General features: G+C 35.8%; 17 protein-coding genes. 7 read left to right on the forward strand and 10 right to left on the reverse strand.

Going from position 1 to position 21,713, the window contains the following annotated elements:
* Positions 1-154: 154 nt before the first annotated feature.
* The 3 genes from ACN0U3_RS09265 to ACN0U3_RS09275 form a co-directional block, all read right to left on the reverse strand.
* The gene (locus ACN0U3_RS09265) at positions 155-475 is read right to left on the reverse strand and encodes a hypothetical protein (protein ID WP_417265993.1); all 321 of its coding nucleotides are present in this window, start codon (positions 473-475) and stop codon (positions 155-157) included.
* A gap of 176 nt (positions 476-651) precedes the next feature.
* Positions 652-1,092 (reverse strand): hypothetical protein, encoded by a 441-nt coding sequence (locus tag ACN0U3_RS09270; protein WP_417265994.1) that lies wholly within the window; start codon positions 1,090-1,092, stop codon positions 652-654.
* An 84-nt stretch (positions 1,093-1,176) separates the two neighbouring features.
* Positions 1,177-1,785 (reverse strand): hypothetical protein, encoded by a 609-nt coding sequence (locus ACN0U3_RS09275; RefSeq protein ID WP_299201069.1) that lies wholly within the window; start codon positions 1,783-1,785, stop codon positions 1,177-1,179.
* Positions 1,786-1,820: 35 nt separating this feature from the next.
* Between ACN0U3_RS09275 and ACN0U3_RS09280 the strand changes: the two genes are divergently transcribed.
* The 3 genes from ACN0U3_RS09280 to ACN0U3_RS09290 all read left to right on the forward strand — a co-directional run bounded on the left by ACN0U3_RS09280 (position 1,821) and on the right by ACN0U3_RS09290 (position 5,684).
* Positions 1,821-3,932, forward strand: coding sequence for an endonuclease MutS2 (locus ACN0U3_RS09280; RefSeq protein WP_417265995.1), 2,112 nt, complete (start codon positions 1,821-1,823; stop codon positions 3,930-3,932).
* 25 nt (positions 3,933-3,957) lie between these two features.
* The gene (gene cmk / locus ACN0U3_RS09285) at positions 3,958-4,647 is read left to right on the forward strand and encodes a (d)CMP kinase (RefSeq protein ID WP_299201075.1); all 690 of its coding nucleotides are present in this window, start codon (positions 3,958-3,960) and stop codon (positions 4,645-4,647) included.
* Between the two features lie 83 nt (positions 4,648-4,730).
* Positions 4,731-5,684, forward strand: coding sequence for a transglycosylase SLT domain-containing protein (locus tag ACN0U3_RS09290; RefSeq protein WP_417265996.1), 954 nt, complete (start codon positions 4,731-4,733; stop codon positions 5,682-5,684).
* An 8-nt stretch (positions 5,685-5,692) separates the two neighbouring features.
* Here ACN0U3_RS09290 and ACN0U3_RS09295 read toward each other — a convergent pair whose 3' ends face one another.
* The 6 genes from ACN0U3_RS09295 to ACN0U3_RS09320 form a co-directional block, all read right to left on the reverse strand.
* The gene (locus tag ACN0U3_RS09295) at positions 5,693-6,889 is read right to left on the reverse strand and encodes a hypothetical protein (RefSeq protein ID WP_417265997.1); all 1,197 of its coding nucleotides are present in this window, start codon (positions 6,887-6,889) and stop codon (positions 5,693-5,695) included.
* Between the two features lie 8 nt (positions 6,890-6,897).
* Positions 6,898-7,746: a porin family protein gene (locus ACN0U3_RS09300; RefSeq protein WP_417265998.1), complete on the reverse strand. Its 849-nt coding sequence runs from the start codon at positions 7,744-7,746 to the stop codon at positions 6,898-6,900.
* Positions 7,743-9,386: a DUF1501 domain-containing protein gene (locus ACN0U3_RS09305; RefSeq protein ID WP_299201089.1), complete on the reverse strand. Its 1,644-nt coding sequence runs from the start codon at positions 9,384-9,386 to the stop codon at positions 7,743-7,745. Before ACN0U3_RS09305 ends, ACN0U3_RS09300 begins: the two co-directional genes overlap by 4 nt.
* Before the next feature lie 10 nt (positions 9,387-9,396).
* Positions 9,397-11,043, reverse strand: a complete 1,647-nt coding sequence (locus ACN0U3_RS09310) for a DUF1800 domain-containing protein (RefSeq protein WP_299201092.1) — start codon at positions 11,041-11,043, stop codon at positions 9,397-9,399.
* A 171-nt stretch (positions 11,044-11,214) separates the two neighbouring features.
* Complete coding sequence (locus tag ACN0U3_RS09315) at positions 11,215-11,946, reverse strand: EI24 domain-containing protein (protein WP_417265999.1); 732 nt, start codon at positions 11,944-11,946, stop codon at positions 11,215-11,217.
* 230 nt (positions 11,947-12,176) lie between these two features.
* Positions 12,177-15,419: a SpoIIE family protein phosphatase gene (locus ACN0U3_RS09320; RefSeq protein ID WP_417266000.1), complete on the reverse strand. Its 3,243-nt coding sequence runs from the start codon at positions 15,417-15,419 to the stop codon at positions 12,177-12,179.
* 74 nt (positions 15,420-15,493) lie between these two features.
* Here ACN0U3_RS09320 and ACN0U3_RS09325 point away from each other — a divergent pair, with 74 nt between their 5' ends.
* Complete coding sequence (locus tag ACN0U3_RS09325) at positions 15,494-15,895, forward strand: hypothetical protein (protein WP_417266001.1); 402 nt, start codon at positions 15,494-15,496, stop codon at positions 15,893-15,895.
* A gap of 2 nt (positions 15,896-15,897) precedes the next feature.
* On the forward strand, positions 15,898-16,335 hold the full coding sequence (locus ACN0U3_RS09330) for an NUDIX domain-containing protein (protein ID WP_417266002.1): 438 nt from the start codon (positions 15,898-15,900) through the stop codon (positions 16,333-16,335).
* Here the strand turns inward: ACN0U3_RS09330 and ACN0U3_RS09335 are convergent, their stop codons facing one another.
* A complete protein-coding gene (locus tag ACN0U3_RS09335) occupies positions 16,336-16,902 on the reverse strand; it encodes a hypothetical protein (RefSeq protein ID WP_299201104.1) in 567 nt (188 codons plus the stop codon).
* A gap of 487 nt (positions 16,903-17,389) precedes the next feature.
* On the opposite strand from ACN0U3_RS09335, the gene ACN0U3_RS09340 reads away from it, so the two are divergent.
* Positions 17,390-18,907, forward strand: coding sequence for a hypothetical protein (locus ACN0U3_RS09340; RefSeq protein ID WP_299201106.1), 1,518 nt, complete (start codon positions 17,390-17,392; stop codon positions 18,905-18,907).
* A gap of 772 nt (positions 18,908-19,679) precedes the next feature.
* Positions 19,680-21,581 (forward strand): T9SS type A sorting domain-containing protein, encoded by a 1,902-nt coding sequence (locus ACN0U3_RS09345; RefSeq protein WP_417266003.1) that lies wholly within the window; start codon positions 19,680-19,682, stop codon positions 21,579-21,581.
* Positions 21,582-21,713: the final 132 nt, after the last annotated feature.

Genomic DNA, 21,713 nt, shown 5'->3' on the forward strand with positions numbered 1-21,713 from the left:
TGCTTGGTGTTAAAGTTTTAGGCAAATATAGTTATATTTATTAATATATGTTAAAATTGTTAAAAAAAAGGAATTTATTTTTGTTTGTATTTGTTTGATTATTAGCGTCGTAGTTTTGAAGTTGGTGTTTTTTTATTTCCTTTAGCCCACAAACTTATTGTTTGGTAACTTGATGAACCAATTTTTCAAAAGAGGACCATCTAATAGAAGGATAGTCCTTGATGATTAATGTTGAGTCGCTAAAAACAACACTGTTTTGTATTCCACTATGTCCAAAGGAATCATTATTAGACAGTTTTCTTTTTAATAGCTCTGTGATGGCCTGCTCAATTAACTTCCTTTCTTCGTCGGTTGCTTGAATGGTTTTAAAAATGTCTACGTCTTCACGTGAATAGTGCCCAATAATATCTTCACAGTTCATGATTGTTTTTGTATAGTCGATATAAAATTCACCTTTACAATCTTTTTTATACACCCTAATTGTAGTGATTTCGCCACCCCACTCCCCGCATTTTGTGTCGGTGTTTTTGAGTTTAATTTCTGTGCAATAATCTATTGTTGATAAAAATCGTGTTCTGATTGTGCGTACAGAAAAAGTGAGAAGAAAATATAAAAAATAGTAAAAAGGTATTTCATTTCAAAGGGTGCTGGTTATTCATTTTTCTCAAGAGGAATCCTAGTCATTAGAATAGTGTCTCCTTCATCAAAAGTAGTTGGTCTAGATTCGTCGTTAAAATTCATACAAACAAAAATATTGTCTTCATTCTCGAATCTGATAATACAAGGTATTCTACCGACTTCTACATCGTTATCTTTTAAGTATATAATAAAATCTAAAGCGTGAATTTCTTCACTGTACTCTACAGTGTATTTTAAATAGGCTTCATGACCACCTATTGTAAAGGAATCTCCCCCAAGCGTGTCATTATTGAAGATAAATAAAGCAATTCCATTTTTATTGAAATGAATGTTTCCGACTTCTCCTTGGTCTTCTCCTTCCCAATGACCAATTAAACTATCTTGAGCAATGCTGGTGTTACAGGTTATAAATAAAATGGAAATTAAAAATAGGTAGTTTACAATGCTTTTCATGTTGTGTTTATAAAAATGTAAATTGTAAGGTAATGAAAAAATAGGGTACGACTTGTGTTTTTTATGTTTTGTAAAAAGGAGTGTTTATACCATCTCTTTCCAATCAAAAATATAAACAGGTAATCGGTCAGGAATCTTAATGGAAATTAATTCTTCTCCATTCTTTTGAACCAGTCGATTTTCTTCCCATTGGTAAACAGTTTTCTTTTTCCCTTTGGTGTGGGTGAGTTCTTCAAAACCATAAAACAAGAACTGATGGTCTCCAACAGCAACAGTGCGTGAACCTCGAATTTTGGTGGTAATCCCCTGATTGTATTTTAAGGTGATTTCATCGATTAATTTATTGTATTCTCCACCAATTATGGTGAGGTTTTCTTCCACTTCATCTGTCGTTGCTAAGAACAGTCTACCGGGTGTTTTTTCTAACTTGTCGACAAAATCATTCGGCATTACATAAATTAAAGCACCTTCAATATGGGGGTAGTGGTCAGTGTTGGCTTTGATGTAGTTTTTGTCATCACCGATTATAACTCTGTTGTACACCAAGAAAGCCAAAAGTACACCTGTCATCATAAGTACAATGTTAATGATTACTACAGGAGTGGTGGGGAAGTTCAAATACAAGAAGTAGGCAGCTACGATAAAAGGAATAACTGTCAATAACATCAAAACAAATGCGGTGAATTTTTTCATGAAACAAATGTAATGATTTCTTAGCTTTGTACGCAATGTTAAAATGCGATTCACAAACATATAAAGATTTAGAGCTCGGCAAACTGCAAGAAATTCTTAAAGAATATTGTATTGGTCCCTCAGCTCTTAAGATTGTTGAAAGGCTTAAGCCTGTAAAAAACAATGAGGAATTAATCAAGTTTCTCAATCAAACCAATCAGTTGGTTGAAATTCGTCGTGAAGGTGAAAGTTTTCCGCGACTTGATTTCGAAGAGCTTCAAGGTGAAATTAGAATGTTGCCTGTTCAAAACGCAAGTTTGCCTCAAGAAAGTTTTGCCCGTATCCGTATGGCTTCTTCAATGGTGAATGCTTTGCTGTATTTCTTCAATAAACGAGATGATGATTTCCCACATTTGATTGAGTTGTTCTCTGATGTCGAATTTACAAAAGAGATCATCGAAAAAATCGATACCATCTTTGATAAGAACGGAATTGTAAAAGACAATGCCTCTCCAGAGCTGTCGTATATACGTCAACAAATGGAATCGGTGAAAAGAAATATTCATTCGACTTTTGATCGAAGTATGCGCAAATACCTAAAGAAGGGGTATTTAAGTGATACCAAAGAAAGTTTTTATGATGAAAGGCGTGTCTTAGCTGTCTTGTCTTCCTACAAAAGAGAGGTGGATGGACAGGTAGTAAGTAATTCCAAATCGGGAAATGTGACCTTTATTGAACCTGGAGAAACAATTCCTTTGAATAAAGAGTTTGAACAGTTAAGGGATGATGAACGAAAAGAAATTTTTGTGATTCTTCAGCAGTTAACACGAGAAATGTTGGCTTATTTACCCTTGATCAAAGAATACCAACAAGTACTGACCAAATTAGATTTTATCAATGCCAAATGTCGACTGGCTTTGTTATTGGATGCCTACCTTCCTTCAATCAACGAGAGTAAGTCTTTTGACTTGATCGATTGTTATCATCCTTTATTGAAATTGAACAATGAGGCCTTGGGTAAGAAAACAGTCCCCCAACGGATCTCCATGGATGAAAATTCAAGAATGTTGGTGATTTCTGGACCAAATGCAGGAGGAAAAAGTATAACCTTAAAAACAGTCGGCTTGCTGCAGTTAATGTTGCAGTGTGGATTGCTCGTTCCTGTTCACCCCAACAGTTCAATGTGTCTATTTGATGCCTTGTTGACGGATATTGGAGATAATCAGTCTATTGTTGATGAGTTGAGTACCTACTCTTATCGATTGAAGCGCATGCGATACTTCCTGAAAGTAGCCAACGAAAACTCATTGCTTTTATTGGACGAATTTGGAACAGGTTCAGATCCCGATTTGGGTGGTGCATTGGCGGAAGTGTTTTTTGAAACTTTATATGATAAAAAATCATTTGGTGTTATTACCACGCATTACAGCAACATAAAACTAAAAGCTGATGAACTTCCGGAAGCTGTCAATGGTTGTATGTTGTTTGATACGGAAACTTTAAATCCTTTGTTTAAGTTTTCAATGGGACAACCAGGGAGCTCTTTTACCTTTGAAGTCGCTCAGATTAATGGAATACCAAAGAAGTTGATTAATCGGGCCAAATCTAAGTTAGACAGTAAACGTGTTCAGATGGATCAATTGCTTCATGAATTGCAAAAAGAAAAATCTTACCTCAGTCGTTTAACAAAAGAGCATGTTTTAGCGCAAGAAACTGCCGAGGAACACCGTATTTTCTATGAGGAAACCAAAGAAAAGTACGAGAAGAGGTTGGAAAGCCTGAAAAATAAAGCGGAGGAAACAAGTAAGTTGGTAAGCTTGGGAACCAAGTTGCAACAATACATTGATGAGTATAAAGTACGTTCTAAAAAGAAGAACGTTAATGATGGTTTGCTACAGGATTTGAAAAAATATATTGCAATGGAAAAATCTAAAATAGAGGAAGCCAAGCAAGAGGTGCGTTTGAAGAAACAAGCCAAGAAAAAGAAGAACCCTAAAAAAGAAGCCGATCAGTACCAACAAAGTAAGATCAAAGTAGGAAGCAAAGTCAAACTGATTTCTACAAAACAAGTAGGAGAAGTTGAGGATATTAAAGGGAAAGATGTAACGGTTTTGTTGGGTTTTGCACGGATGAAAGTAAAATTAACTCAATTGATTTGGGTTTCTTAGTTGTATGAATTTGTATCTTTGCCCCATGAGCAAAGAAATTACAATAGCAATAGACGGATGGTCGTCATGTGGGAAGAGTACATTAGCAAAAGCCTTGGCGAAAGAATTGGATTATATTTATGTCGATACAGGTGCTATGTACAGAGGGGTCGCGTTATATGCGATGAGACAAAATTGGATCTCACGAAATCATTCAGATGTCAACAGAATTATTGCTGCTTTGCCAAAAATCAAAATTAAATTTTCTAACAAAGGGGGCGGAGAAGCCGACCTATGCCTGAATGGAGAGAATGTGGAGAAAGAAATCCGCACGATTGAAGTCTCTAATGTGGTCAGTTTAATTTCTAGAATTAAAGAGGTCCGCGATTACCTTGTGAAACAACAAAGGATATTGGGTATTGGTGGAGGAGTTGTAATGGACGGTAGGGATATCGGTTCTGTTGTTTTTCCTTTGGCAGAGCTCAAGTTGTTTGTTACCGCTGATCCTGAAATTCGTGCGCAACGCAGGTATGATGAATTGATTGCTAAAGGAGATAAGGTAACTTTGGATGAGGTGAGGGCAAATCTTCAAGCAAGAGATGAAATGGATTCTAACAGAGAAGAAAGTCCATTGATTCAAACAGAGGACGCTATTGTTTTAGATAATTCAAACCTAACGCCAGCAGAACAATTGGAAAAAGCCTTAGCATTAGTAAATAAAATTAGAAAGGTGTAACATATTTTATAATTTTTGTTATAATTGTATGCAAGCACTTCAAATTTTGTAGTGTTTGTCTATAAAACCAGAATTATAAAACTATGCTCAAAACTATAATCACCACAATAACTTGTGCTTGGATAGGCGTATCCTGTGCCCATGAAATTGACAGTTTGGAAAATACCAACAAAGGGATTGCTCCAACCGTTAATTTAGTTGAATCTCGTTTCCTTAATGATACCGTGAACTTGCATTATGTGAGTAATATTCAGTTGTTTGAACAAGAATGGGATCACCTTGCACACCCTGTTTTCTGGAAAACAATCATGACACTTTCACCAGATTCTTGTGTAATTAATATAGGTGCAACACGAGAGATTGTTGAAGTAACTTCTCTTGATCAGTGGGATTTGAGAACTGATGAAGAAAAAGATGCTTACCGTGACTCAATTCGCGTTAGTAGAGGTTTGGACAGCGAAGCAAAAGTTTATATGACAACTGGAAAGAAAGATTTTTATGCTTTTGACCATGTCTTGCCAACAATTTCAAGAGGGGTGGAGGTGTTTAAAGAACAGAATGTTGACCCTTGGTATGCTCAAGCGATTCTTATGATAGAAAGTCCTGGACGACTGGCAAAATCTAATGCCGGAGCATATGGTTCTTTTCAGTTGATGGCTGGCGTAGCAAGAGCGCAAGGTCTTACTGTCAACCGATATGTGGATGAACGAAAAGATTTTGAAAAATCAGCTATTGGAGCGAGTAGACTGATTTCTAGGGTTTGTATTCCTGAGGCTAAAGTTATTTTAGACCGTCATGGAATAGCTTACCACGAAAATGATTTATGGTTTAGACTTTTTGTAATGCATATTTATCATGCCGGAGCAGCAAATGTTTCTGGTGTAGTCAATAAAATTAACCCTATAACAGGAGGTATGGATTTAATTCAAGCCATGTGGGTTACGGAAAATGGTAGATTTAGAAATGCTTCACAAAACTATACGCAAATTGCACTTGCTGCAATGTTGATTTTTGAAGAAATGATTTGGGATTGCTAAAAGCATCACTAATCTACTATCGTTTCTAATTCTTCTTTGCTCAATTTTATTGTTGCGATTCGATTAAAACTTCCCAATACTGTAGTTTGAGTTAAAATAATTAACCCTTCGTCCTCAGTGAGGGAAAAATCTGCAGCACTGAGGGGTACACTCTGTCCAATGTATTTTAGTGCCTTGGGTTCATCGCTTCCTTGTGGGTAAAAACTCAACTGAAGTTGATTGCTTTTTGTAGTCGCAAGATAAACAGTATAATTCTCACCATTAATCAAGAGAGATTTAATCAATACAGGTTTTTGTGGATCTAATTCTGATTTTCCTTGCGCAGGAATAGATTCTGCAATGTCAATTGTAGTAGGAGAAAGGCTTGCATTCGGATTAAAGTAAAGGTTACTGAATGAAAATCGCGCCAATGCGTATTGATTTCCTCCTAAAGGCATCACAGCATTTAATCCTCCATCAAACCCAGCTCCGTTATAAACTCCAGTTGCATTTAGGTTAGCACTCATAAATACTGTTGAAAAACTGTAATTATTGAAACCTGTTAATAGTACATTGTTGTTTTCTGGTGTTACACTGACTGAAAATGGAAACCGTTTTCCTGTATAGTTGATGTGATGAACAATCTTGTCTTCAACATCGGTATAGATTTGTACGCTTCCAAAGTTTTGTATCTGTGTCATCTCTGCATCAAGTTCAATAACTCCTGTCTCATAAGTAGCTCTATTGTAATTTTGAATGTATACAGCGTCTTGATTGTCGTGGACATACAAAGGATATTGGATTTGAGTAAATTCTTGGACATCCGTGGCTTGTTCTGCTCCTTCGTCAACTTTCATGATGTAGGTAAACAATCCAACAGCATCCATACAAACAAAGTATAAAGCCCCATTTCTTTCGATTAAATTGGGGACGGCATTGACATAATTAGAGGGTAAATCATGCTTCCAAAGAAATTCTCCTGTTTTGTCTGTTTTCATTATGTGAATGTTCCAACCGTTGTATGCGCTGAGGATTAAGTATCCATCATCGCTGGTGCGTTTCATGCTCAAAGGGACATAGTTTTTATTTCCATCCTTATCATCATAGATTTTTATGAATGATTCTTCTGGTTTGTATTTGTCTTTACAACTGGAAAAAAATAAGCCCAACACTACTAAAAGTATCATTTTGCACGGAATGGTATAACAGAATCTCGTATTTTTCATATTTAATTTTAATATCTTCTTCGTCTCAGAATGTTAGTAGTTACAGAATGGTTTATTGGAATAGATACTGTAAATTGTACATTCCAGTTGCTCAATTTAAATTGATCCATGACGTCTAAATAAGGCAATGCAAATCCTGTTTGATCTATATATCTGTTTTCGTCTTTAATGATTTTGAAAAAGCCATATTTAAAATTACTTTCTAGTCCAATGGTGAAAAATTTAGTGTAATAACTGACTCCCAAACCACCGATTAAGCCCATGTTGAACTTCCGCGTATGATCGGTCATTTCAACCTTCCCTGAAGATGAGGTTTGGTTTTCTGTTTCTTCACCATCAATAGTGTTGTCGTAGATAATTTCTTTTCTGGCTTGATGTCTAAAATCGAAAAATAAACCACCTTGAACAAAAGGAATCAACTGCGAGTTGGTCATGTCCCACCTGGCCATAACCGGAACAGTAAAGTAGGTGATTTTCTGGATGTGATGCATTTCACGATCAAGATTTTGCTGTTCTATGGTATCGTTCCAAGAATAATCTGTAAAGTATTTGAACCCTTGAATTTGATAGCCAAATCCTGCATTGATTGAAATGGCATTGGTGAAATTGTAACTGTAAGAAATTCCAAATTGCGCTCCTGTATTTTTACCGAATTTGTCATAATCTTTTTCAAAGTCTTCGTCTGTTGAGCTTAAGACGGAATAACGTTCAGTAACTTTTGGAATCGAAAAGTTGAGTCCTGCGGAGAACTCGAAGTAAGATTTCTTTTCTTTATGAACAGAATATCTCTGACCGAGAGAAAACTGTGCAATTAAGCATACCAATAAAAACAATGGTAGTTTTTTGGGTTGAATCATTTTTGTAAGATTACTTTTTTAGTAATTGATGTAGTATTTGTTGTTAAAACGAAAATATATGTTCCATTTTCGAAATTCGATAAGTCAAAGTCGGCGCTGTGTTTTCCTTGGTTCGTATTTCCTTTAATTAAGGTTGCAACAGAACGACCTGTCAAATCGATGACCTCAATTTCAACATGAGAAGCTTTGTGCAAATAATATTCAACTGTTGTTTTTGAAGTACTCGGATTAGGGAAACAGTTCATCCATAGGTTTTCTTTAAAAATTTCACTTGTGCTCAATTCTTTACATTTAATGTAGTCTATTCTGTTGGCCGTAAAATCTTGGAATCGAACATCATTGATTACATCATCTGAGGCTTGGAACCAATCTTTTACAATAGAGCTATACACTTGACGGTAATCGTGTTGCATAGGAATATTTCCATTTTGAAGGTTGGATAAGTCTGGGTTTTCTCCAAAGACTCCCGGGTTTAAACAAGTACCAAAAACCAACATTGGTGCTGCGTTTCCGTGATCTGTTCCATAACTTGCATTTGATGCAGCACGGCGACCAAACTCTGAATAAGTCATAGACAATACTCGGTCTGCCAATCCTAGGTTGCCTAAATCATCATAAAATGCTTTTACTGCAGAAGAAATATGATACATTAAGGCAGCGTGTGCCCCCATTGAAGTGTTGTTCGATTCTACTTGATTGGCATGTGTATCAAAGCCACCGATACGACATACAAATATTTTAGTGCCAATTCCACCGCTTAACAAACGAGAAATAATTTTTAATTGTGGCGCCAGGGGATTATTTATGGCTCCTGGAGGGGCGATAAATGGATATTGTTCTGGATAAACTACTGAAGAATTCGCTCCTGCATTATAAACATCTTTTAATCGTTGAGCATAATTATTTGATTGTTGCTCGATTTGCATCATGTATTCGATTTCATCTCCTGCGTGTGAGTCAGGATAATTCACCGGAGAAGGACCGCCAACACTATTAATTAAATCATAGAACGCATTAGGGTTCTGAATAGAAAGTCCTGTTGGAATTCCTTGGTCACGATGAAAAGCCAATGATACTCCTGTTCCAATTTCTATAGCTAAAGGGTCAGGAAAGTTTGAGTTGGGATAGCCTGTTGGATAATCTGGATGGTAGTGTTCGATATATCTTCCGAGCCAACCTGAACTTTCATACTCGTCATAGCTGACACCCATTTGCCATATATCTCGACTTCGGAAGTGAGAGCCGTTACTGTTTTCGTAAGATACATTTTGAATTACCGCCAAATGACCATTGTCATACATTGCTTTAGCTCCAACCATGTCTGGATGTAATCCGACCAGTTTGTTGTCCGGTAAGGACAAGTCAAGTGGAATGTATTTTCGTGAACCAATTTGAGGAATGGCAATATTGGGTCTTAGGTTGTAGTAGTTTCCATACTGGTCGATGGGAATAACCATATTTAAACCATCATTTCCTCCGTGTAATTCTATAAGAATAAGCACGCGGTCATTCAAGCTGTTTTTTGCAATGTGTTCTAAATATCCATTCCCCTGAAATGCATGCAATGGCATACCATTCAGTTTAACCAACATTCCTGATCCCATAAGGGCTGTTAATCGTGTAAAGTCTCTTCTATTCATAGTTCTTGGCTTAATAGAGTTGGTATTCTGGTGATTGCATCATTGCTAAGGCTAAGCGCTCTAACTGAATGCGCACATTTGTATCGTCATTGGTGTTGATGTAATTGTTCCATTCAATGGACCAATTGATAGGGGATAACTGATCAAGTAAAATGGTGTCTTTAAAATAATCAAATCGTTCTGTTGTCAGTTGAATCGGTAGCATCCATGCAACAAGTTCTTGCATTAATAAATTCGAATCAGAAGGGTCTGTACAATTGTCTCTAACAAACTGCACGAAATCAAGTTGCATTAAAACCGCTCCGTTGCCATCGGTGAATCCATTGATAAGAAATTCTGCAAATTTATATCGATTGGCCAGGTAATTTGATGAAATCCAATAGCGCTGAAAGTCGGGCACTTGAAAATAGGCATCATAACCTGCAACGTCGTATGGCTCTAAGAAATTCAACCCTTTAAGCTCTAACTGGTTCAGTAATTGACCGTACAAGGTGTAATGACGTTCAAGATCCGTAGTTTTATCGGGTACTTCTAAGTCAAACAATCGCATTGTGCCGACCAAAAGGTCAAGAGGAGATTTAATTATTGCCCCAATGTTATTGTCACTGGTTTGTACTGAATCAACATCATAGAAATGTTCACTCGCAAAGAGTACTTCTAACACAGAGGTGATTTCAAAATTATTTTGTTCTAAAATTAAGGCTAAAGGTTCAATAATATCGGCTTCTATTTCTGGAGTGATTTCGAAATAGACAAATTCTCTATACACTCTTCTGCAAATATTCTTTGCGGTGTGAGGAGAGTTGAAAATCATGTCAATGACGTCATCTAGTTCGTCATATACTGATTGGACAGTAGTATTTCCTCCAGTGACGTTGGCCGTTTGAATTAATTGATTATTAAAAGCCGCTGAAAATTGTTTGTCGGTAACATCATGCTGTGATGAGATTGTTCCATTTCCTTTAACCTTTCCTGTAGGTAAATTGGTGACAGGGTCAATGGTTTGAAAACTTGGATCAATTCCCCAACCAGTTAATGCCTTAGTTAGTGCTTTTACATCATCTTCTGTGAAATTGGTATAATCTTCTGGACCTACTTGATCGCCTTTTCCTACGGTGAATAACTCCAAGAATTCACGTCCGAAATTTTCTTGAGGAACGCCTTTGATGTTTAAATTACCATCCAAGTGAATTAAAATGGCGTTGTCTATACAAATGGCTTTGGATAAGTCTTTATAATTCCCTAAGGCATAAAAGCGCAACAAACGTAAATAGTCTAAGGAGAATTGCGGGATGTTTTCAACCCTAGAAATAATTAAAGGAAAATGAGTGTGGTAAAACCAAACCATACGATCGGTGAGATTAGCGCCAGAAATACGCATGTTTTCAATCCACCAAGCACTTGTAAAATCACTTAGGGTGTTGGTAAATCGATCAGGATGTTTTGTATTTGGATAAACCCAGTCCGTTCCACTCAAATAATCTATGGGTAAATCTGGAGTTGGCTGCACCTGAATCAATTGTTGAAAAGCTGCTGCTGGAGTCAGATTTGAAAAAGTTTGAATATCTGCTAAAGTAGGACCAAGTGTTGCGCGGCGCAGTAAATGAGCTGCATTCTGAGCTCCAAGGGTTCCACTAATAGGATTGAGAGATGCCATATTGAATAGTTTAATTCAAATATAGACTATTTAGTCTTAAAAGCACAAGAAAAAAATAAAACATTGATAATCAATGGGGAGTAGAAATAAAGTCAGATGTATGACTGAAATGCTTCGATTGAGATTAGATATTCTACTACTGATAATGAGTTGATGAAGAGATGTTTTAGTTTATTTTAACTTTTCATTTTTTCTTTCTTTCATGCGTAAAAAGTTAATGGTTCCCACCATGGTCAACAAAACAGGGGCAATTACAACACCGAGATAAGGAATAAACAATAATAGTGTAAAGACTCCTCCTGTTAAAATCATTTGTAGTGGGTGACTAAAAGCATAAATCCAACTCTGGAGAACACTTACGTCGTGACGTTCTAAGGAATAATCATAGCTATTAAATCCTGTAAAAAAACCAATTAAAATGGCGGAAACCAAAGGAGATAAAAAGGAAAGTCCTAGCATCCATGCAAAAAACACCCACGAGATGTAAATGATAAAATAAAAGATACCTCCAACAATTACAACGCCTATTGTTCGCAATATATCGTTGAAGAATTTGGACCAGTTGGAGTCAAATTTTTGACCTGTTTCATTGGTTTCAACTTGCTCGCTTAACATGGTATGAAAAGGGGAGAGCAAAGTGATAATGGTAAATTGAAAAATGAAAATAGAAAAGCTATTCACCCAACCAAAAAGTGTTTCTATTCCAACAGCAATGAATGATCCGATCCAAGGAATCTTGGAAAAGAACCCTAAAGAACCTCCCAACGAACTCAATCCCCAAGTATAAAAGTAAAAAAGAATAGCAATGACTAAACCTGGAATAAAGTACACCAAGAACTTCCCTTGGAAAAGAAGAGTTAAGGCTCGTTTAAATGCATAAATATGGTCTTTAAATGCTGTCATTAATTAGGTGTAAACAATTTTAAAATTAGCACGATTATTCCGAAAAAACCAATTGTTCCCATGAAAAATAGTTTTCCACCACGGTAGCCTTTCGTGTACCAATACCAGCTATTGAGGCCTCCAAGGACGAGTCCTCCTATGAAAGCGTATAAATAATAGGATGAATGCATTTTCTTCGTTTCTGCAAGTGTAATTATTTTTCGTTACTCATTCAGTGATTTTTGTTACGCTTATGGTATCTCAATCGCAATTCCAATGACACATATATCATCAATTTGTTCTTCGTTTTCTGCCCATTCTTTCATTGCTTTTTCGAGTGCTTCTTGTTGTTTTTCCATCGGCATTAAATGATGTTCTAAAATCAGCTTCTTCATTTTCTTGACCATGAATTTCTTTCCTTTTGGACCTCCAAATTGATCAGCATAACCATCAGAGCTCATGTAAAAACGAGTTGTTGTTTCTAGTTTGAATTCATGCAACTCATATTCTTGATCTGACGGTGTGAATCCTCCTACCGCTACTTTTGTCGCTTTAATCTCTTCAAGTTCTTCATTTTGAATCAACCAAAGTGAACGATGTGCGCCCGCATATTGAATGGTATTGTCGTCATGATTGATGGTCAGAATTGCAGCGTCCATTCCATCTCGTGTAGCTTTTTTACTCTCATCTTGACGCAATGATGTTTTTATCCCTTCGTTTAAAAAGCTTAATATTTTTGCAGGATTGGTGATGCCTTTTTCTCCAACACAAACGTTAAGTTTATCGACACCAATCATCGACATAAAAGCTCCTGGGACTCCATGCCCAGTACAGTCCGCACAAACGACAACTGAAATGTTATTCCTTTTGTAGTACCAGTAAAAATCACCGCTGACTACATCTTTTGGCCAAAACAAGATGAATGAATCGCCCAATTGTTCTAGCATTTCCTCCTTAATGGGAAGAATTGCATTTTGAATTCTTTGTGCATAGTTGATACTGTCCTCAATTTCTGTTTTTTGAGTGAGAATCTCAGACTTTTGCTCTTCTAAACGCGTGTTTTTTTCTGCAATTTCTTTTGTTCGCTCGGTCACTGCAATTTCTAGTCTCTTGTTTTGTTGTTTTAAGCGATAAGAAGCAATGCGAACCACGATGTAAATAATGAAAACCAAGAGAATAATGTATCCGATAATGGCCCATGCAGTTTTGTACCAAGGTGTTAATACTGTAAATGAAATATGATCAATTGCTGATTCTTGTAAATAAACATTTCGTGCTTTTACCTTAAAGGTGTAATGTCCATCTGGAAGATTTGAAAAGTCAATTTCGTTTTTATTCGACCAAACAGACCAATGCTCATCATACCCTTCCAAAAAATAACTAAATTCTAATGGCTGATGATCCTCAAAATAAGGGGCGCTAAATTGAATTCTTAAAAAACTTTTGTTGTATTCAATTTCTATATCCTCAATAGCATCGTGTGGATTTCCACCAAACAGCATTTCTTTATTTCTACCGTATATACCTCTAATTATTGCATTGAAATTGTTCTTGAACGGAACTTGTCCATTGATGTCGTAACGGATGAGTCCATCAGATGCTCCGATCCATAAATAAGGTTCTTCATGAGAATGATAAAGGGTGTTGATTCTGCCTTTCTTTATTCCCCAAAAAGGCCTATTGGTAAAGGATTTTTCGTTTTTATTGTAGACGCCAACATTGTTTTCAATGCAATACCAAGTGTGTGCTTCATCATCATGCAGATAGAAAAGAGCATTGTTAATCGTGCTATCTCCAAATTCTTGAGGCATAAAGAAGGTGTATATTTCACCATCTAACTCTGTTTCATCAATGTTTAATATTCCTTCTGTAGAGCCCAAAACTACTTCTCCATTAAGTTTTTGTGGAACTACGATATGGTCGCTTGGAAGGCCTGAGTCAACTCCTGAAAACATTTCGTAAGTGTAATGCTGACCTTTACTTATTTTTAATACCCCTTGACCATGAATCCCTATCCAATAGTGACTCATATTGTCTTTACTGCTTTTTTCAATTCCAGTGATGGTCGTTAAGTTTTCTTTAATCGAATAAAGTAGGTCCATCGACAATAAATGGTAAATGTAAATGCCGTTTAATCCACCCGTAACCAAGATTTGATTCTCTTCATCTATATAGGTGCTATTGGTGTTGTAGGGAGTCGTTTTTTTGATGCTGAATGGCTCTTCTGTTAAATCAGCAGTATACAATCCTTCGCTAGTGCTCACAAACAAACGATGCTGATAGATGTCAATGTCCCAAACTTGATAGTTAATGCCTTCTATTTTTTCAAAGATTCTTGAAAGGGATTTATTTTCATGGTTTAATCTAAAAAGTCCTTCATTGGTCCCAACAAAAAGAAAATCCTTTCCGTTTACTTTTTGATGTGCAACAGCTTCAACTCCTCCATGAATTCCTTGTTCATTAGAAAAATAGGAAAGGCGTGACTCTAAATTGATGAGGGATATTCCATTGGCGGTGGTGATCCAAAGGTTTCCATCTTCATCGGTGAATTGTTGACTGATGTCATTAGAAATCAATCCCATTCGTTTGTCAATTCGACCTAATTCTCGACCTTGTTTGTCAACGATGATAAGTCCTTTTCCTTTGGTCAATAAACTTATTCGATTGTTGTTGATGTTTTGAGCGCCAAAAATGAGGTACTCCATCAATGCTTCATCATTGCTAGATGAGATTTCTGAAATAATGTTCTGTTTTGTATTCCATTGGTAAAGTCCGACTTCTTGAGTAACGATGATTTGAGTAGATTTTTCGTGGCCTTTAACGATACCAAAAACACCAAAGAGTTCAAATAAATCTGAACCTTGAACTTTATTCCATTGATTGTTTTCCCAAGTCATCAATCCAATGCCTCGCATACGGGCAATGATTTTTCCATCTACCTCAAAGACAGTATGTGCGGTGGAAGGCATGTCAAGCAGATGCACTTTATTTTCTTTGTACAGAAAAATTTGCTCTTCACTGTGGAAAAACACACCTTCATCATTTTCATAAATGCTCCATACTTCATTGAAAGGCGTTTTTGCTCTAACTGTTGAATCAACAAGGGAATGATAACTAAATTGTCCTTTACTGTTGGGTTTTAAGTACCCAAAATCACCCATAACTCCTACAAATATAGTACCTTCTGAGGAGTAGTGAAGCGCATGACAAACCCTTGTAGGAACAACTGGTATTGCTCCCCAACGACTCCCATCGTAAGTAAGGATATTTCCTGTATTTCCGAAGTACATAACACCTTTGCTGTCTTGACAAATACCTAGGTTCTCTGGAGCAAATTCACTTCCATAGTCTGCAGAGGTGTAATTGGTAATTGGAGGGAAAATGTTTTGTGAAAAACCAGCAACTCTCAATATCAAAAAGAGTGCAGTAAGTAGGTATGTGATAGGGCGTTTCATGAATGCAAAGTAAAGAAAATCAGTTGAATTTTGAGCCATAACCAAGAATTTTGATAAAAGAATACATTTTAAGGAATAGGAATCTCTAAATTAGTTCAATAATTTAGTGGATTATGAAAGACTTGACAATAAAAGAAGCCATAAAACATGTAGCACAATTTCACAACAGTTTTGGTATTGAAAACAAAGAAGTGCCTACTACAGTTATTGGTGAAGATCAGTTTGTGTTGCGCCACCGCTTAATGCAAGAAGAGAACAATGAGTATTTGGAAGCAGCGAAGAATGAAGATTTAGTTGAAATAGCTGATGCTTTGGGAGACCAACTATATATTTTATGTGGAACGATTTTAAAGCATGGAATGCAAGATGTCATCACTGAAGTTTTTGAGGAGATTCAAAGGTCTAATATGAGTAAATTAGATACCGATGGGAATCCTATTTATAGAGCGGATGGCAAAGTGCTTAAAGGAGAAAATTATTTCAAACCCGACATTCAATCAATTTTAGAAAAATAAATATGGCTTTCAATATTCGAGTTTACGGCATATTAATAAATGAAGATAATGAAGTGTTACTTTCTGATGAACGCCGGTTGGGTCAGAAATTCACAAAGTTTCCTGGGGGAGGTTTGGAATTGGGTGAAGGAATTAAAGATTGCTTGATCCGAGAATTCAAAGAAGAATTGGAAATTGCTATAGAAGTAGGAACGCTTTTTTACCTCACTGATTTTTATCAAAAGTCAGCCTTCGGAAAAAACGATCAAATTATAAGTGTTTATTATTTCGTTTTAACTGATCAAATTCATGACATCAAAACATCAAAAATTGCATTTGATTTCTCTGAAGAAGAAGTCGAATCGCATCGTTGGAAGAAGATTGAAGAGTTGAAGAAAGAAGAACTGACTTTTCCTATCGATCAACTTGTTGCGAAAATGCTAATAGATAAAAACCATTAATTACATTAATCTTTTTTGAACATAAGCGTTAATCTTTTCATAAAACTGACTAGGCGTATATGTTCTCCAAGAAAAATCTTCTAGTTCTCCACCAGAAACAAAGTATTGGTCCAAATGGATTTCGTTGAACTCCTGTATGACGTGATCATGAAAGTTCACTAAGGCAATGTAACCATCATCAAGTTCATCAAACCATTCTTCGTAATAACAGTCGTCTGAATAGTGGAAATTGAGCACGTTTTCACCAATGAGAATAAATTTGTCAATTCCTTCATGCATTAGGTGCTCTACAATATCTCTTTTAAGCATCATGATGTCGTTGTTGATGGCATCGTTCCATTCACCAATAAGTTCAATCACCGTAAAACCTTCTTCATAGTCTGTAAATAAGATCTTGATAAATAAGGTTGGAGAACCAAAATTATCCCACTGCGGATGCAGGAGGTAATTGTATACCACTTCAGAATACTCAAATTCACTATATTCTTTATTGTAAAAAGGAGAGCGTTCATCTTCAGATGAAACATAATGGTCTCTCCAATTAAAATAAGGCTCTAATTCATGCATGTTACAAAGTTAAAATAAGAAAGGGATGAAGTTCCATTTCCAAGATGAATTCATTGATGGTTTATGTTTCATTGGATGTAATTGAACATAAATCTTCACCATAATGACAATTCTAATTTGATAACACCAGTTGCGTAAATTTGTTTTCGAAACTCAAATGGAATAGAATTTTAATGTATCGAACCTGAAATAGACACTATCTTAATGGGGCAGAAGCAAAATTCCCTTCTGCTTATTTTATTCATTGCCATTTTATAGGAGTTTTGATTCAGCGTAACTGGTGTGGAATACTGAGCAATCTTATGGCCTCTGCCTATATTTATATTCTGAATGTAAAAGGTCAGAAGGAGTGTTTTGTCGCTTAAAACCAAAGGTTTGTTACAAGTTCAAGAACAATTAGTGGTGAGAAAACGGGGAATCAAAAAGAGAATATATATATTTATCAAATCAAAAACAGATTATAACAAATTAAAACCGAATAGATAAGATGAAAAAACAATTGTTTTACCTTTTTACAGGAGCCTTAATATTTTCTGCCTTCATTGGTTGTAAAGCAAAAAGCACAAGTGAATTGAATTCCAAAGTCGCGAAATTTGTGAGCAACTCTGAAAGCGTGGTGAGTTATGGTTACATAGACTTTAACGCGATTAAAGATAAATCAGCCTTAACGGAAATTCCAGATCTAGGAGCGTTTATTACAGATCAACTTTCCACGATTGAATCGGCACTAAAAATGTCAGATAAAATTCATTTTGCACTTGAGGGACCTTTAAATAATGATGGATTGCCTAAGGTTGCTTATGTCTTTATGAGTGTAGAGAACACGGATAGTCTTCAGGTCATGTTTGAAAAAACAGGACTTTTCTTCGAGGAAGAAGGCGATTTGATGGTGTCTTATGAAATGAATATGGCAGTAGGATTTAACGATCAAACAGCAGTGATGGTTTCGGCCAACTTTGGAGATGATCCAAAAGGATTATTGCTCAATTCGTTTGCTGCTTTTGAATTGAAGGAAGCAGATGAAAGAGTAACAAAAATTCTTGCAGAACCAACAGATGTTTTAGTGGCTTCTCATCTTGAAAACTTATATAAGACTTCTAATACATCACTGAAAAACTTATCAAAAGAACAGCAAGAAGAAGTTGAAAATCTTGTTGATGATGGACATTTCTTTTTAGCCCTTGATTTCAATAAAGGTGATTTAACTACAAGAATCAATATTTCTAATGTAAGTGATGAATTAAAGGAAGCTCATTTCTTTAAAAAGAATGGTGCAAGCGAGATTACTAAAAGTATAGGGCCAGGGACTCCACTAGTCGCAATGGCTTTGTCTTTTGATGTTGATAAATTAGAAGATTTAATGAAGCGTTTTTCTCCAGATTCAGACCAATCACTATTTGGTGTATTTGGAACACAAGGAAAAATGATTGAATCAATTGTGGGGGATGAATTGTCTGACATGATGAATGGTAATGTAGGAATGATGATTGGAAGCGAAGAGCCTAAAGAGGACTTGGTAGGTATGGGAAGTATTCCTAATGTAAATCTTTATCTTGGATTGGGAAAGGACACGGAAAATATGATGAATTTATTGCAAACCTTTTCTGAAGATGGAGAGGTGGTTGATTTAGGAGATGGATATTACCAATACAATCAGTCAATGATGTTGATCAAGGACAATGCTATTGTGATGCATAGTGAAGACGAATCAAAAGAATCTTTCAAGGTTGATGCTATGGATGCAGTTTCAGACATGGAAGATTTTGGAGAAAAACCATTCTCTTTCTATATTGACTTGAAAAGGTTTGTAGGTTCAGAACTTGATAGAACAGGAGGTCAGTATGATATGTTACTTCGCCTTGCAGATCATTTTTCTATTGTTGGTGACAACGAAGAAGTAGTGATGAAATTGGTTTTGAAGGATAAAAACGAAAATATATTAAAGCAAGTTGTGAAATCCTTTGAGGAACAACTTAAAGGACAATTGGGGAATCTTTCATTTTAGAAAGTAGTAGAAAGATCGATTAATTATTTCAAAAGGCACTGAACTGAATGGTTTGGTGCTTTTTTTATGAAAAAAACAGATTGAAGATAATCAGCAACTTAGGCACTAATGCTTATGAAAAGTGAAAATAAGTAATAAATAGTATAGGTTTATTTTGGTGGAACACGATTTATTCAGTAGTTTTATATCACAAACGATCACCTATTAGTGTTCGATTCGTTTGAGGTCGCAAGACCGCCCATGTAGCGTTGTTTGAAGCTTAAAATATTACAATTAGAACTGTACTTGATTTATCAATGGCGGGCCTCCCTAAGTCGGAAACGAAAAGGATAACCCAGAGGATTACAGAAATAAATCGGAGGTTCTATACATGTCAGTCTGAGGTTTCCAGATTTAAGCTACATGGGTTTTTTTTATATCCCCCCTTTTTTACGAGTTGTTTGCTGAATGCTAAGTTCACTGTCTTATGTTTTTTTAATGTTATTTCATCAGCCAGTAACAAAACATTATTCTGAACTGTATGAAGGTCTGATTTCCTTTTTAAAAGGAACTGTTTTTTATTTAGGAAAATTATAGACTTCTCTAATAAGAACTTATCTTTCTGATTTTTAGTAATCTAGTGTTTTCTAGTGTTTTCTAGTGTTTTCGGGCAAATTGAAAATAAAAAGTATATTTCACAACAAAAAATGCTGTTTTGTAACATATTTTTCATACTATTATGAAGAATTAATTCATTTATAATGAATGAGTTAAACTAACTGAATCACATGTTATGAAATATCAGCGAAGAAATATCTCCATGGTCTTTGGTATTGTAATGTTCTTTTTTAACAATGTACAATCACAAATCTATGTTGATCAGAAGGCCACATCAGGAAAGAATGATGGGAGTTCTTGGGAGAACGCATTTACAGATTTCCAAAATGCTTTAGACCAGTCCGTTTATCAAGATACCATTTGGGTGGCAGAGGGCGTTTATCACCCAACTCAAACCCTTGATGGTGCAAATGTTCAAGACAAAAGAAACAGAACGTTTCATGCAGCAGATAAAAACCTTATCATTTATGGTGGGTTTTCAGGTAGCGAAAAACATCTTGATGACAGAGAAATAGGGGACCATGTTACCACCTTTAGCGGAGATTTCAATAACGATGATGTCATTTCAGACAATAGTTTTGATTTGAGTATTTCAAATAACATTGAAAACGCTTATCATGTCTTTATTTTAGCTGGTGTAGAAAATTTAAGGATGGATGGAGTCAATATTGTCGGTGGAAATGCTGACGATCAAGGAGAGTTTCTGAATTATGGAGGACTGCTTTTTGCTTCTTCAAAAGGGGGTGGAATTTACCTAAGAAATAACTTGTCTTATGCTAAGGTTAACCTTGTAAATTGCATGGTGAATGGAAATGCTTCAAAAAATGTTGGCGGAGGTGTGTTTGTTGAAGCTAGTGATTACTCTTCAGTCGGTTTATCCAACTGCCTTGTGTCAAATAATATTTCTTCTACCCAAGGTGGAGGATTGTATGCAACTGCTTTTGCAGGTTCTACTGTAAACTTAAACAACAGCATGATTTTTAATAATTCATCTTATACTGGTGGTGGCGTTTATTCTTTATCAGCTCCATACTCCAAAGTTGTTGTAAACAATAGTTTTATTTCTAACAACTCGGCAGAAGTCGGTGGTGGAATTTTTTCATACTCCCAACAATCTTCAGAAGTAGAGGTGAATCTTTCAACGATTAACGAAAATTCTGGATTTGATGCTGCAGGTGGAATTTTATCTGCCTCAGAAATCTCATCTACAGTTTCAATTTCAAACAGTAGTGTATCAGATAATTCCGCTTTTGAAGGTGGTGGGATTTTATCAGAATCTTATGATTCGAATTCTTCTTCTATTGTAAACATTAATAACAGTTCGATCATTAACAATTTAGCACATGAAGGTTGTGGTGTTTTGTCTATAAACTACGAATCTCCGGCGACGTCTATCATTACCGTGGAAGAAAGCATTATTTGGACAAGTCCTAAAGCAGGTTCAAATTTGTCCAACAACGGTACTCCAAAAATAGTTTCTAAAGGAAATAACATCTTTAGTAATGCACCTGTTGGATTTATGACTTCAGACTCAGTGAATGTATTAGATTTTAATACAATTTCAGCAACTTTGGATGAACTTACCTTAGCAGATATAGAAACTTCGGCTGGTGGAAGCGATGTGAGTAATGCAATTCACACCCATGATGATCCAAGTGCTAGAAAGTCATCTTTAGATGTTGAACGCGAATATAATACAGGAGATCATATCGTAATTGAAAGAAGAATGCAAGAAAGTTTCCCTGTTGATCTATTGAATAGTGATTATTCGGCATCTGAGGCGCCGCAAGGAATTGTTGTAAATACTATAGGTTTGGAAGACTACATGGGCTTATCAGAAGTTGTGGTAAGAAAAAGCCCCAACAGCAATGAGTTGAATATTATTATAAAAAATCTAACCAATGACCAGTATGTTATGGAGTTAATAGATGGTTCAGGAAGAACGCTTTCAGAACTTTTAATCAATAACAATTCTACAAACCTCAATATTGATGATTTTGAAGATGGTGTTTTTTTATTGCGTATTTCTAACCGTGATCGACACAGTTATTATCGTGTAATTAAAAACTCAAAGTAGCATTCATTAGATAAAGTTCGTTCATCTACTCTTCATCCTCAATCCTCTCTTTCCTTTATGGAATTCAGATTAACATGTGAAAATTCTAAGGCATTTCAAGCTCTTTTAAGGTTAAAATCATAAATTTGCTTC

Source organism: Brumimicrobium sp., assembly GCF_048268645.1.
GTDB classification, from domain to species: Bacteria; Bacteroidota; Bacteroidia; order Flavobacteriales_D; family Crocinitomicaceae; genus Brumimicrobium; species Brumimicrobium ulvae.

Coding starts and splice junctions, on each gene's coding strand:
- ACN0U3_RS09320 (WP_417266000.1), bottom strand. CDS start 15,419: ATGGCTCAAAATTCAACTGATTTTCTTTACTTTGCATTCATGAAACGC.
- ACN0U3_RS09340 (WP_299201106.1), top strand. CDS start 17,390: ATGAAAAAACAATTGTTTTACCTTTTTACAGGAGCCTTAATATTTTCT.
- ACN0U3_RS09305 (WP_299201089.1), bottom strand. CDS start 9,386: ATGAATAGAAGAGACTTTACACGATTAACAGCCCTTATGGGATCAGGA.
- ACN0U3_RS09270 (WP_417265994.1), bottom strand. CDS start 1,092: ATGAAAAGCATTGTAAACTACCTATTTTTAATTTCCATTTTATTTATA.
- cmk (WP_299201075.1), top strand. CDS start 3,958: ATGAGCAAAGAAATTACAATAGCAATAGACGGATGGTCGTCATGTGGG.
- ACN0U3_RS09330 (WP_417266002.1), top strand. CDS start 15,898: ATGGCTTTCAATATTCGAGTTTACGGCATATTAATAAATGAAGATAAT.
- ACN0U3_RS09310 (WP_299201092.1), bottom strand. CDS start 11,043: ATGGCATCTCTCAATCCTATTAGTGGAACCCTTGGAGCTCAGAATGCA.
- ACN0U3_RS09290 (WP_417265996.1), top strand. CDS start 4,731: ATGCTCAAAACTATAATCACCACAATAACTTGTGCTTGGATAGGCGTA.
- ACN0U3_RS09315 (WP_417265999.1), bottom strand. CDS start 11,946: ATGACAGCATTTAAAGACCATATTTATGCATTTAAACGAGCCTTAACT.
- ACN0U3_RS09275 (WP_299201069.1), bottom strand. CDS start 1,785: ATGAAAAAATTCACCGCATTTGTTTTGATGTTATTGACAGTTATTCCT.
- ACN0U3_RS09280 (WP_417265995.1), top strand. CDS start 1,821: ATGTTAAAATGCGATTCACAAACATATAAAGATTTAGAGCTCGGCAAA.
- ACN0U3_RS09345 (WP_417266003.1), top strand. CDS start 19,680: ATGAAATATCAGCGAAGAAATATCTCCATGGTCTTTGGTATTGTAATG.
- ACN0U3_RS09300 (WP_417265998.1), bottom strand. CDS start 7,746: ATGATTCAACCCAAAAAACTACCATTGTTTTTATTGGTATGCTTAATT.
- ACN0U3_RS09335 (WP_299201104.1), bottom strand. CDS start 16,902: ATGCATGAATTAGAGCCTTATTTTAATTGGAGAGACCATTATGTTTCA.
- ACN0U3_RS09295 (WP_417265997.1), bottom strand. CDS start 6,889: ATGAAAAATACGAGATTCTGTTATACCATTCCGTGCAAAATGATACTT.
- ACN0U3_RS09325 (WP_417266001.1), top strand. CDS start 15,494: ATGAAAGACTTGACAATAAAAGAAGCCATAAAACATGTAGCACAATTT.